Origin of the sequence: Hirschia baltica ATCC 49814 (assembly GCF_000023785.1) — a bacterium.
Classification (GTDB): domain Bacteria; phylum Pseudomonadota; class Alphaproteobacteria; order Caulobacterales; family Hyphomonadaceae; genus Hirschia; species Hirschia baltica.
The window spans coordinates 1,086,632-1,099,480 of sequence record NC_012982.1; the positions used below are offsets into that span (position 1 = coordinate 1,086,632).

11 protein-coding genes are annotated in these 12,849 nt (G+C 45.6%); 5 read left to right on the top strand and 6 right to left on the bottom strand.

Annotation, left to right across the window (positions count from 1 at the left end; all coding sequences use genetic code 11):
* Entirely contained in the window at positions 1–681 is a 681-nt protein-coding gene (locus HBAL_RS05070; RefSeq protein ID WP_015826857.1) for a DsbA family oxidoreductase, read from the bottom strand.
* A 221-nt stretch (positions 682–902) separates the two neighbouring features.
* Between HBAL_RS05070 and HBAL_RS05075 the strand changes: the two genes are divergently transcribed.
* On the top strand, positions 903–1,421 hold the full coding sequence (locus HBAL_RS05075) for a hypothetical protein (protein WP_015826858.1): 519 nt from the start codon (positions 903–905) through the stop codon (positions 1,419–1,421).
* 19 nt (positions 1,422–1,440) lie between these two features.
* Here HBAL_RS05075 and msrB read toward each other — a convergent pair whose 3' ends face one another.
* The 3 genes from msrB to ubiA all read right to left on the bottom strand — a co-directional run bounded on the left by msrB (position 1,441) and on the right by ubiA (position 4,123).
* Positions 1,441–2,043 carry a peptide-methionine (R)-S-oxide reductase MsrB gene (gene msrB / locus HBAL_RS05080; protein WP_015826859.1) on the bottom strand — a complete coding sequence of 201 codons (603 nt, stop codon included), beginning with the start codon at positions 2,041–2,043 and terminating at the stop codon, positions 1,441–1,443.
* Between the two features lie 75 nt (positions 2,044–2,118).
* Positions 2,119–3,144, bottom strand: coding sequence for a DUF3298 and DUF4163 domain-containing protein (locus HBAL_RS05085; protein ID WP_015826860.1), 1,026 nt, complete (start codon positions 3,142–3,144; stop codon positions 2,119–2,121).
* Between the two features lie 49 nt (positions 3,145–3,193).
* Positions 3,194–4,123 carry a 4-hydroxybenzoate octaprenyltransferase gene (ubiA, locus tag HBAL_RS05090; protein ID WP_015826861.1) on the bottom strand — a complete coding sequence of 310 codons (930 nt, stop codon included), beginning with the start codon at positions 4,121–4,123 and terminating at the stop codon, positions 3,194–3,196.
* A 290-nt stretch (positions 4,124–4,413) separates the two neighbouring features.
* On the opposite strand from ubiA, the gene HBAL_RS05100 reads away from it, so the two are divergent.
* Positions 4,414–5,184: a 16S rRNA (uracil(1498)-N(3))-methyltransferase gene (locus HBAL_RS05100; RefSeq protein WP_015826862.1), complete on the top strand. Its 771-nt coding sequence runs from the start codon at positions 4,414–4,416 to the stop codon at positions 5,182–5,184.
* Positions 5,185–5,409: 225 nt separating this feature from the next.
* Entirely contained in the window at positions 5,410–6,786 is a 1,377-nt protein-coding gene (locus HBAL_RS05105) for a glutamate--cysteine ligase (protein WP_015826863.1), read from the top strand.
* Between the two features lie 53 nt (positions 6,787–6,839).
* Here HBAL_RS05105 and HBAL_RS05110 read toward each other — a convergent pair whose 3' ends face one another.
* Positions 6,840–7,871 (bottom strand): retropepsin-like aspartic protease, encoded by a 1,032-nt coding sequence (locus HBAL_RS05110; protein WP_015826864.1) that lies wholly within the window; start codon positions 7,869–7,871, stop codon positions 6,840–6,842.
* A gap of 286 nt (positions 7,872–8,157) precedes the next feature.
* On the opposite strand from HBAL_RS05110, the gene HBAL_RS05115 reads away from it, so the two are divergent.
* Positions 8,158–9,906 (top strand): peptide MFS transporter, encoded by a 1,749-nt coding sequence (locus HBAL_RS05115; protein ID WP_015826865.1) that lies wholly within the window; start codon positions 8,158–8,160, stop codon positions 9,904–9,906.
* A gap of 97 nt (positions 9,907–10,003) precedes the next feature.
* Here HBAL_RS05115 and tldD read toward each other — a convergent pair whose 3' ends face one another.
* Positions 10,004–11,398 (bottom strand): metalloprotease TldD, encoded by a 1,395-nt coding sequence (gene tldD, locus HBAL_RS05120; RefSeq protein ID WP_015826866.1) that lies wholly within the window; start codon positions 11,396–11,398, stop codon positions 10,004–10,006.
* A 470-nt stretch (positions 11,399–11,868) separates the two neighbouring features.
* Between tldD and coxB the strand changes: the two genes are divergently transcribed.
* Complete coding sequence (gene coxB, locus HBAL_RS05125; RefSeq protein WP_015826867.1) at positions 11,869–12,849, top strand: cytochrome c oxidase subunit II; 981 nt, start codon at positions 11,869–11,871, stop codon at positions 12,847–12,849.

The window sequence follows — 12,849 nt, forward strand, 5'->3', positions numbered from 1 at the left end:
TTACGCAGGCTCTTCGGGAATATTTGGCCCTGCTTCAACTTGCTCCAAGAAAATTACGAGCGCGGACACTTCTTGTGCGCCTTGGATCGCATATTTGCCATTTGCGATAAAGGTTGGAACACCTGAAACACCAAGATTGCGGAAGAATGCTTCTTCTTCTTGTAGAGATTTTACATCCGCGTCTTCGCCAAGGAGTTTTTCAATCACTTCAGGGATGAGGCCGATTTGTTCTGACAAGCTTAATAATGTCTGCGTGTCGTTGAGATCTTTGTGGCGCTTGAAGTATGCATGAAAAAATGCTTCGGCGGCTTTGGGGCCTAATGATTTCCCATCTACACTTTGACCTTGTGCCCAGCGGATAATGCGGTGAGCGTTGAATGTGTTTGCGCGTTTGGGGATTCCATCAAAACGAAAGGGGATGTTTTCAGCTTGGCCTGCAGCTTCCAAGTGTTCGCGCATTTGGGTCCATTTATTGTCGGATGATGTGTCTCCAAACTTGTTGCGCATATACTCTTTATAATCGACACCTTCTGGCGCAACATTGGCATCGAGCTGGAAAGGACGCATATTTAACGTGACTTTATCACTTCCAAAAATCTCAATCGCGGCCTCTACGCGGCGCAGTCCCAGCCAGCACCATGGGCATACGACATCGGACACCATATCTAAATTAATTGTCATATTTCTTGGCCTTCTAGGATAGACAAATTGGGGATTTCAGCGTTTCATGTTAACTATAAACGAGCGGATTGGGGGACTTTTCTTTGGTTTTTCCGCAGAAAAGTAAAATTCGAACAAGCAAGAGGAATGGTTAAAATGCTTCCTCCGAAAGAGAATTTGACGCGTAGCGTATCAAGAAAAGATATAGCGTTCTGAAGCCTATTTCCAAGAGAGGATTAGTCATGCGGTCGTTTTTATTGGCTTTTTTGAGTACTATTTGTCTAACATCGCTTATTGCTTGCGGCACTGAGGCGAAGCAATCCGAACGTGTCATGTTTCAAGATAAGCCCGAAAAAGTGCGCGCTGTCGGTCTAAGAAGCAATTTGGATCCTTTTACTGTGGCGATAGGTGCTGAGCGTTGGAATGTCATTATCGGTAAAGCGAGATCTGCGCTTGAGCTAAAACATTCTACTCCTTCTGAGGATGATTTGGTTCGAATTGATTTGGCGCTTCGTGCAGGGGTGCGCGACCTGTTAGAGCTGCGCGATGCACTATGTTTGGCGAATGAAAAGCCAATTGAGACATGTGTGGCGATCGAAATTCCTGAATGGGCTGCTACTCCGCCCAATACTGTCACCTCACTCATAGAATATGAAGCGCGCTCTCAATGGTTAGGAGAAGCGGCTAATAATCTTAGTGCGATTGGTTGTGAAGCCGGCCGTGAAGTAAGCAATGATGAGTATTTGTGCGCCGTTGAATAAGCGCACAAATCAAAGACCATCAAGAAAGATCAGCTTCGGGTACAAAGACAAGCGCGTCACCATTATTGCACCAACGTTTGCCGGTTGGCTTAGGTCCGTCATCAAAGACATGTCCTTGGTGGCCGCCGCAGCGAGAGCAATGGTATTCTGTTCGGGTATAGAATAATTTGCGATCTGCTTTGGTCTTTAAACGGCCAGGAATGGCATCTGAGAAACTTGGCCATCCTGTGCCTGAATTATATTTTTGGTCAGAGGTGAACAATATTTGCCCGCATCCTGCACAAGCAAACCAACCATCCCGTTTCTCGTCGTTTAAAGAGCTTGAGAAAGGGCGCTCGGTCGCTTCGTTGCGCAATATTTTGTATGCGTCTTCACTAAGTCTATCGCGCCAATCGGCTTTTGTTAGATTTTGCCATTGATTTTGACTAAGTGTGTCAAAACCCGGAGCGGTTTTGGGAGCATCGCTCGTTGCGTGACTGGTATCTGCATCTGTCGTTTGTGGGTCTTTGCCAAAACCGTTTGCAACGAGTGCACCGCTTGTGAAGACTGCGCCGCCGCCTAAAAAGACAAAAGCACTACGTCTGGAAAGCCAAAAGGCTTTATTTTTGTCTGAATGTGTCATGCCAACATGATGACTTATCTATTGGTAAACTTCCAAACAATTGATTGTGAATGGGCTAAAGTGATCCAATTGCGCTTATTCTACGTGAAGCCTTAAGGCGTTGCCGCCGAATAATTCTTGATACTCGGGACGTAGATCGAGATGGAAAATTTCCTGCTCAACAATGATTGTATATGGCCCCTCAACATATGGTCCAAGCGTGTAGGGGGCGAACATGAATAATATACCGCCAAATTTTTGATCAATATCTGAACTTGTCAGTGCGATTTCAGCACCAAAAATGCGTTCTTTCATTCTGTTGGAAGCACATTCAATTGGCTCACCATCAATGGTGGTTTCGCCTATGCGTTCAATTTTAGCTTGTTTCAATTGCTCACAAGCGGCAATAGCCAATGCGGGTGAAATACCGATTCGTGGATGAAACAGATTTTCCAGATTTATTGATTTTCCGGTATCTATTTCAGCGATAAGTCCTTGCCAATTCAAATTGGGGTGGGCACCGCCAGTATAGCTATATTCGCGCCCTTTGGCTGAGACGATATTGCCGCTGCGCTGAATTTCAGCAAATTGAATATCGACATCCCAAGGGTGAAATGTCAGGTCATTTGCAAGTGCCGTTTCTTTTGCTTCGATTGCATCGGCTTTGAGGCGATCGCGATAGCTTCCAATTTTTTTCATTATAGGAAGATAGGCGGGTTCTTCACTGCTTCCTGTTGGAAACCGTGCTTCAAATTCAATTTCAGGTAAATCCAGCCGCATATTTTCCGCATATCGGTTTGCTCCGGGGCGGGGTGCAATAGGGGTGGCCTCTATTGAAGGTGTTGCTTCTGCAACATCTTTATCGTCTGTTTTGGGAACAACCGATGAAGGCGTGACGTTTTGCACCGGCTTTTCGGGTGTTGTTTGCGTGTTTGTCTTGCCGGAAGTCGCTATCGTGCTGTCTTTATCAGTTTCAATAGTGGGGCCGGTGTGCAGCTGATGAGCACCGTTAGAAGCACCGCCAATAATTGTAAACAGAGCTGTGATTAAAGCTGTCGAGATTGCAATCGTTATGGACAGAGCTTCATCGCCGAACAAGCCTTTGGATTTTTTCACAGCCATTTTTTATTCCTATAGATCTGCTTTTGCAGTTTGTAGTGTGCACGTCCGTTTAGATTAGAAATATAGACGACAATCCAAACCCGACTAAAAGCAATAAAGAAGCTTCTCTGTTTGATTTAAACAAAATCAGCGCTCTATCACCCATATCTGGAGATGTCTTTATCGCCTGTAACATTAAATGGCCACCGAAAATTGCAACACCGAGCAGGCCAATAGGCGCTTGCTTTAATAGGCAGGCTGTTGAAACTAAAATCACAGACAGGCCATAAAGGATGAAGGTTGCTGATTGCACTTTTGCGCCAAAGCGGCGGGCGGTCGATTTCACGCCAATCATTGCGTCATCTTCAATATCTTGAAGCGCGTATATTGTGTCATACCCAATCGTCCAGAAGACGAATCCTAGATATAAAATCATGTCAGCCATTTCAATGCGCTGGTTCACCGCAGCAATAGCGACCAGAATTGCCCAATTAAAAGTGAAACCTAACCATGCTTGCGGCCACCATGTGATCCGCTTCATGAGCGGATAGGCTGCAATGAGCGGGATTGATAAAAGGGAGACAATTTGTGCGGTTCTCGGCAAGGTGAGCAAAACACATAATCCGATGGAGCATTGAATTAATGTCCAGATCCAAGCCTTTTTGACACTGACGCGACCTGCAGGAATCGGGCGTCCAGCCGTGCGATCAACTTTTGCATCAAAGTCTTTATCGAGAATATCATTATAGGTGCAACCGGCTCCGCGCATGGCAATTGCACCTATAAAAATAAGGATAGCTAATTGCAAATCGCTCCAGTGTGGCAGCTCATTTAAACGCGTAAATGCAATCGCGATCCATCCTGGGATGGCGAGCAACCAAATGCCAATGGGGCGATCATAGCGTGACAAACGGCAATATGGTTCAAACCAATTTGGCATTTTATCGACCCAAGACGTGGGTTGGGCATCTTTAGGGATAAGAGGCGAGCTCTGGTTCATTGGTCTATCTCTGTGTCAGAGGCTGTGTGTGTTTGTGCGTTAGGCGCGCGTTCTATGAAAATATCACATTCACCGGATTGGTTGTCTTGATAGCAACGACACTCTTTGAGTTCATAATCAAACTGACCACCAACTGATTTGCAATTTTCTATTTGAGCCTCACAAGCTATCAAGCTTGAGCAGGCCAATGCTAGAAATAACGAGGTGAAACTGAATTTTTTCTTCATATCTGGAGAAGACTTTCATTCGAGTGTTGAGCCTTTGCGCAAATTTGCCCATAAACTTGCCCTATGAGCACGATCCCACGCCTTTTCGTCAAGGCCGATTTAACCCTTGGCGCCCCAATCGCTTTGACCTCTGAGCAGGCCAATTACCTTTTTCGCGTTTTGCGTTTGTCAAAGAATGACGCTGTGCGTGTTTTTAATGGACGTGACGGTGAATGGCGGGCGAGCGTAACAGAAGTCATGCGCTCTGCTGGTTTTTTGTGTTTGGAGGAGTTGATTGTCCCGCAAGCTGTTATTGGTGATTTACAGTTATTGTTTGCTCCTTTGAAAAAGACCTGCACGGACTTTGTGGTTGAGAAAGCCACCGAGCTTGGTGTGACAATGATTCAGCCAGTGATTACCAAGCGAACACAAACCAGCACAGTGCGTGTGTCTCGGCTCGAGAAAATTGTTGAAGAAGCAGCCGAGCAAACCGAAAGATTGGATATTCCACTTGTTCAGGAACCAATTCAATTGCTGGAAGCTTTAGGGAAGTGGGATAAGAATCGGCGGTTGGTCTTTTGTGATGAAGCCGGTGATGATCCAACAGAAAACTGGGGCGGCGATGTTGGGCGCGCTCGTCCTATGATGGAAGCGATATCTGAACTGAAAGATGGTTTGGCTGCAATACTGATCGGGCCAGAGGGTGGTTTTTCACCAGAAGAACGCAAATATCTGCGTCAGCAAGATTATGTCATACCCGTTACTTTAGGGCCGCGTATCTTGCGCGCTGAGACGGCTGCTGTGTCGGCGCTGACATTGTGGCAGGCCGCACGTGGGGATTGGCGAGCATCATAGCTGGAGCTTATTCACACTATAACTGGAGTGTTTTGGCAATCTGGCTAATCATTTTTAGATACAGTCAGAATTTGGTAAACATGTCCGACATTTGAATGTTGAAGTAAAATTATCGTTATTTCAACGTTCAGGTCTTGGCTAGAGACACACAAGCACCTATTTGCGACTAAGTTTAATATCAATAGCTGCACAAATTTTGTGGCGATTCATGCAGGGGCAGTTTCCATGTCTACGCCGACTAAACCAATCGATTCAAATGCGCCTCGAATTGAGTCAAAGGATGAGCTGATCGCGCATCTTGCGAAAGGATGTAAGCCCCGCGAAGAATGGCGGATTGGAACGGAACACGAGAAATTCGGCTTTCTGAAAGATGGTAATCAGCCTGTTCCTTATGACGGTCATGCTTCAGTGCGCTCAATGCTTGAAGGGCTTAGAGATCGCTTTAATTGGGAGCCAATTGAAGAAGATGGTCGCATTATCGGCCTTAAAAAAGATGGTGCTTCGGTAAGTTTAGAGCCGGGTGGTCAATTTGAGCTGTCGGGTGCACCGCTAGAGCACATTCATCAGACATGTAATGAAGTTGGTGTTCACTTAAAGGAAGTGCGTGAAATTGCTGATGAAATTGGTGTTGCATTTCTCGGTCTTGGTTTTTCACCAATATGGTCATTAGAAGAAACGCCTATGATGCCAAAAGGGCGTTATAAAATTATGCGTGACTATATGATGAAAGTCGGGCGTCTTGGGCGTCAAATGATGTTTCGTTCCTGTACTGTGCAAACAAATTTAGATTATTCATCAGAAGCTGACATGGTGAAGAAGATGCGGGTATCGCTGGCGCTTCAACCTGTGGCGACGGCTTTGTTCGCGAATTCTCCTTTTAATGAAGGGCGTACAAACGGGTTTCAATCCTATCGCGCGCATGTGTGGACAGACACTGACCCTGACCGCACGGGCATGCTGCCATTTGCCTTTGAAGAAGGCTATGGATTTGAACGATATGTAGATTACGTCCTTGATACACCTATGTATTTTGTTCGCCGAAATGGTGAATATATGGATGCATCTGGAAAGTCTTTCCGTGATTTTCTGGATGGAAAACTAGATATAATTCCCGGCGACAAACCGACAATGGATGATTTTGATGATCACATGTCGACATTGTTTCCAGAAGTGCGCCTAAAACAATTTCTTGAAATGCGAGGCGCTGATTCTGGTCCTTGGGGACAAATTTGTGCACTGCCTGCCTTCTGGGTTGGCTTATTATATGATGAGCAAAGTCTCAATGATGCTTGGGAGCTTGTACGTCACTGGAGCGTGGCTGAGCGTGAAAGCATGCGACGTTGTGCGCCTGTTATGGGTTTGGCCTCACCAATTCGTACACAAACTTTGCAAGATATTGCTAAAGAAGTGTTGGCTTTGTCTCGAGCTGGTCTAAAGCGACGTGCAAAATTGTCTTCATCTGGTGACGACGAAACAGGGTTCTTGACACAGCTCGATCAGATTGCAGAAACAGGTGAAAATGCTGCGCAAATAATGTTGAAGAAATATCATGGTGAGTGGAACCGCGATCTTTCACATGCATTTAAAGAATATGCATACTAGCATTTGTAACGCTCAATCAAATATTAGCGTGCATTCAAAAGTGAGGTGGCGAGTTAATTCGCACCTCCTGGCGTTTTGTATGTAGAAGACATTACACCGACGCATTTTATTCTCGAACCTGTACAGTCGTTCGCGTCCTGCTCTAGCCAGTATTTGGTAACAAATGCCATTTTTTCAGTTTTCCTATCAACAATAATTGCCATATCATTGAGTAGGTTTAGGCCAATTAAGATAGACGGGCTTTGGGTCAAATTTATATGCTCAAGGGCTGGCGCATCAAAAATAAGTGCACGCGAAGGGTTCCATGTGAGATTGGACGTTTTAACTTTACCCAAATTCACGTGATGCATTGTGGTTTCTTCGCCGTTTACATCTGAAAAAGTAGCAGTTTTTAAAGTTCGACCACGCTTCTCTAATTTTTTGGCGAGCGTTGTATTGATTACTGTAAAATTTATTCCGGTATCAAGAATAGCGGTTGCGCGCACACCTGAGACCTTAACGGGCACTGTGAGGAGACGCATATTGTCTCCGAAATTTGTGAGTTTTGACCATCTAAGTTGGTCAATATTGTTATCAAAATCAAAATGAGACAGCCTGTTTCCTAGGGATAACTCACTATCTAAGAAATTAATCATGAGGTAGCGCTGGTCTTCGGTTGCAGACATTAGGAAGTCTGTTCCGATCAATCCCTGCACGGAAGGGTCGGCGATACTATCAGAGTTGTCGAGGATTAAGACATGCCCCGCAAAATTCAAAGGACCGGCTGACAGTGCTTCCATGACGACTGTGTCAGAAAGTTCGCTTCCAATGAGACCATGTACCATTCTGTTTGCGACATGTCGTTCCAGTTTGAGCTGAGAAAATGTTGATTTCCTGACCGCTGACATACTCGCGGCAGTATCAAGAATGACAGGAATAGTCGTGCTGTCATTGATGGAAATGTCAAAGGCATATAGTCCATCTATCGAGCGTGTGAGGGGGATTGTGAAGGCCGCATTTTCTTTTTGGACAGCCTCTGAAGGTGAGACATGGGCCGTAAATATGGCGACAGAAGTGAGCAAAACTTTTGAGAAAGTCGTCAACATGATGGTAATTTCCTCGCTATTTTTATTTATTTTTTTCGTAACAATAGCATAAATTTCACCAAAAATGGATTTGGGCGGCTAAAATGGTTAAATGCGACAAAAGTTTGGTGAGTTCGGATCAGAATATTTCGTGTTCTAGTAGATCTTAGGGCATTTTCCCTGCCGTTTTGCCTGAAACTGCATTTTTATCCTTCAATTCATGCGTCCATTTCTTCAAATCGCTTGAGAAACTCGAATTTGCGTGCTTGTCTTGCCGCCAACTTAAAACAACGCCATCGGGGGCGAAATGACAGAAACGACTATTGAAGATTCGCAGGACAAGACCATTCTTGGTCATCCGCGCGGATTATTTGTATTGTTCTTTGCAGAAATGTGGGAACGCTTTTCATACTATGGTATGCGCGGTCTACTAATACTGTATCTGACGCAACATTTCTTATTCTCAGATCATAAATCATCTCTAATTTATGGGGCTTATGTTTCCCTTGTTTACGTCATGGGAATTGTTGGCGGTATACTTGCCGATCGGTATCTTGGAAAACGTAAAGCTATTATTTTTGGAGCGGTATTGCTGACAATTGGCCATTTTGGAATGGCATTTGAAGGTTCAGGTTCCAAGCAGATAATGACGTATTCAGGCGCTGAATATGAACTGAAACTTGATGGACGCGGCGGTGATGCAATCCCATACGTGCTGTCTGAAACTGGTCGCTCTGATATTTCATATGATGAGGGTGGTTCAATGATGGTGATTGCTGATTCAGCGCAAGTTGGATTGCCTGAAACAATTGCTAGAGAAGACTACACCACGTCGGTTGTTCAAGAAGATTTGTATGTGAACATACTCTATCTATCTCTTGCCATTATCATTGCTGGTGTTGCGTTTCTGAAACCAAATATTTCTGCAATTGTGGGTGATCTATACGGCATTGGCGATGTACGCCGTGATTCTGGTTTTACCATTTTCTATATGGGGATTAACCTCGGGTCATTCATAGCGTCATTTGCATGTGGAATTCTCGGTATTGTATATGGCTGGAAATATGGTTTTGGTCTTGCTGGTATTGGAATGTTGCTCGGCCTTGTTACCTTTATTGGATTTAAAGGGTGGTTGAACGGAAAGGGAGAAGCTCCTTCCGAAACCAAGCTAAAACAATCAGTTTTAGGACCGATCAATGTGGAAATGCTTTGCTATGCCAGCGCTGTTATAATTGCCATTTTAGCTATCTGGCTGATTAAGAATGCAGAAATCGTTGCACCTCTGATGGGGATTGTCGGGATTGTCACATTCATAGCTTTGCTTGCTTATGCTTTCTTTAAGCTTGAAGGCGGGGAAAGAAGTGGAATGTTTGCTGTAATGTATTTTGCATTGGCACAGATTCCATTCTGGTCTCTATTTGAGCAGGCAGCTTCATCTTTGAACCTATTCACGGACAGGCTTGTTGACCGTACTATTTTGGGCTGGAATGTACCTGCTCCGGTCTTTCAGGCATTGAACGCAGGTTTTATTTTCTTGTTCGCACCGTTGATCGCATGGATGTGGATTTTCCTTGCAAAACGTAAGCTTGAACCTTCCGCACCGGTCAAATTTGCAATTGGTGTATTTCTTGTTGCAGTTGGTTTCTTGGTGCTTGTTGCCGGAATGAAGCTAACAGGGCCTGGTGCCATGACAGGCGTGTTGTTTATTTTCCTCGTCTATTGGGTTCACACGATGGGAGAGCTTTTCATCTCGCCTGTTGGTTTGTCTGCGACAACGAAAATGGCACCTTTGACTGCTGCTGCTTTGGCCATGAGTGTTTGGTTCTTGTATACAGGACTTTCGAATTCTCTTGCTGGTGTGATTGCTACAATGGCCGGTGCTGAAACAATTGGTGGTCAGATGGTCGATGCTGTTACTGCGAAGGCAACATATGAAGCTGTTTATACCAAGCTGGCTTATGTCGGTATGGGAATTGGTGTGGCTATGCTGGCAATGGGTCCGCTTGTTAAAAAGTGGATGCGTGAAAAAGAAGAAAGCCAGATTGCGGATACCTAAACCGCTGAGGTGAATTAAAATAAGAAAGGGCGGCTTCGTGATTAGGAGCCGCCCTTTTATGTAGTGATTAGTTATTTAGTTTGGGGCTTTGTGAAGATTAGCCAGCACCACCAACTGTGATGGCATCAATTTTCAAGCTTGGTTGACCAACCCCAACCGGCACTGATTGGCCAGCTTTTCCGCAAGTGCCAACGCCATCATCAAGAGCAAAATCATTTCCGATCATAGAGACTTGCTGAAGCACTGTTGGGCCATGTCCAATGAGCGTCGCATTCTTCACAGGTGCGCCCACTTTACCATCTTCAATCATGTAAGCTTCTGTGCATTGGAATACGAACTGACCGTTTGTGATGTCGACTTGTCCGCCACCAAAATCAACGGCCCAGATGCCGCGTTTAACTGATTTTATCATTTCTTCTGGATCGTGATCTGCACCTGTCATGAATGTGTTTGTCATGCGTGGCATGGGCGAACACGCATAGCTTTCGCGGCGACCATTTCCTGTTGCGGCAACGCCCATAAGACGAGCATTCATGCGGTCTTGCATATAGCCTTTAAGAATGCCGTCCTCGATCAGTACTGTGCGCTGTGTTTGGGTGCCCTCATCATCAAAGGAGAGAGAACCACGGCGATCTTGAATTGTTCCGTCGTCAATGATTGTGACACCCTTGGCGGCAACTTGTTCACCGATCTTTCCTGAATATATGGAAGAGCCTTTGCGGTTAAAATCACCTTCAAGGCCATGCCCTACAGCTTCATGGAGCAAGACTGCTGGCCAACCAGGGCCAAGAACAACTGGCATTTCTCCAGCAGGTGCAGGGATGGATTCTAAATTTACAGCAGCTTTTTTCATGGCGCGCTCAGCGAGCGCTTTCCAGCGAGCTGGTTGGATCCACTCATCATAGGCTGCGCGTCCACCTGCGCCGGCTCCACCTGTTTCACGGCGGCCATCTTTTTCCATTGTGATGGATACGTTTAATCGCACGAGGGGGCGGGCATCTGTGACGATTGCACCGCCTTGACGCATAATTTCGACTTCCGCCCGTGATCCGGCAAGCGATACAGAAACTTGCACAACGCGGCTGTCTTGTGCGCGGCACCACGCATCAATTTCGGCCAATAAATTTGTTTTTGCGGCAAAATCAGGTGCGTCTGTTGGGTCAACATCTGCATAGAGGCGTGAATTTACGGGGGCAGGTGGTTCGGCAAGCACGCCTGAGCGACCTTGCTTTGCAGCAGAAGCGGCATTTGCAGCGCGTTTCAATGCGGGTTCTGTGATTTCACTAGCGTGGGCAAATCCAGTTGTTTCGCCAGACACAACGCGCAGGCCAAAACCTTTACCTGTGTCAAAGGCAGCTGATTTTAGCCGACCATCATCAAATACAAAACTTTCTGAGCGGGCCGTCTCTACATAAAGCTCACCATCATCTGCACCATGAAGGGCGTCATCGAGTATTTTAGAAGCAGCAGAGCGGTCGTAAAGTTCTGACATAAAAGAGGGTCCGTTATTGAATGTTCAAACTGAACAGGGGAGTGAGCTGACAGTTTTACTCGTTGGGTTAGAGTGAGTGATCAGCATTTTGCACTTTGCGTGTTAATCTAAATGTTAGGGTGCGCCGTGATAACATTCAATAGTGATATTGCGCTTTGTACCATGTATCTGGTGGAACGATTAGAAATAAATATTGGCTTCAATCGTCGATTCGAATCGCACCAATCCGTTCTATTTGCCCATTTGGGGCTTAGCGCGGCAATACGTCTCAGCACAAAAATATCGGCTTTTTTCATTGAGTTTACGGGGATTTTGGCGATAAAGTGACGAAAACCCATTGCTTTGACACTTAGCCGACTTTTCAAAGGCTAAAGGGTCATGTTAGCGAGGGGACAAATAGGTGAATTGTGTGTAATTTTGGGCTTTGGCTGGATTGCGCATAGATTCGCATTGGTCCTGATTAAAGTTGCATGTTTGATATCGTGTTGAATATGCGTGAAGAATTGAGGGAGACGCGCAAAGCTATGCGTTTGCACGGATTAAAATTGGGCGCTGCGATTGCAGGTGCTCTCACGGTTGGCGCAGGTGCTGCGTTTGCCAATGAACCAGTAGCGATGGCACTTGGCCCACAACCTGCGGCGTCTGCTGTTGCGGAAAATGTGACTTGGTTCCACAATTATGTGATGGTGATCATTACCGTGATCACGATTTTTGTAACGTTTTTGCTTGGTTGGGTGATTTTGAAATTCAACGCCAAAGCTAATCCTGTTCCAGCAAAATTTTCGCACAACACCGCAATTGAGGTTATCTGGACAGTTGCTCCAGTGTTGATCTTGTTTGCGATTGCGATCTTCTCATTCCCGCTTCTATTTGAACAAGACGTTGAGCCAACCAAGCAAAAACTTGAAAATGGTGAGTATGCTGAGATTGCACCTGAAGATTGGGTAACAATCAAAACATATGGTCGCCAATGGTATTGGTCTTACTTCATCGACACTGAAAACGCTGATGGTGAAGTAGAGGTTGTTGAATTTGATGCGCGTATGATCGCTGAAGATGATATTCCTTCTACACCGGGTGCACGCCGCAATCTATCAACTGATAATCCGCTTGTTCTGCCTCAGGGCAAATACATTCGTATGAACCTTGCTGCTTCAGATGTGATCCACTCATGGGCAATGCCTGCTTTCCGCCTGAAGACAGATGCTGTGCCAGGTCGCTTGAACCAACTTTGGTTTAAAGCTGAAAAGCTTGGTGTGTATTACGGTCAATGTTCAGAGCTTTGCGGCCGCGATCACGCATTCATGCCGATTGAAATGCGCATCGTGCCTCAAGATCAATATGATCAATGGCTGAGCCTAGCGGCGAATGACATTGACGAAGCAACTACATACATCAACCAAGTCGCCCCACGTCCAGCTGCGCCTGTTCGTGTGGCCTCGGCTCAATAA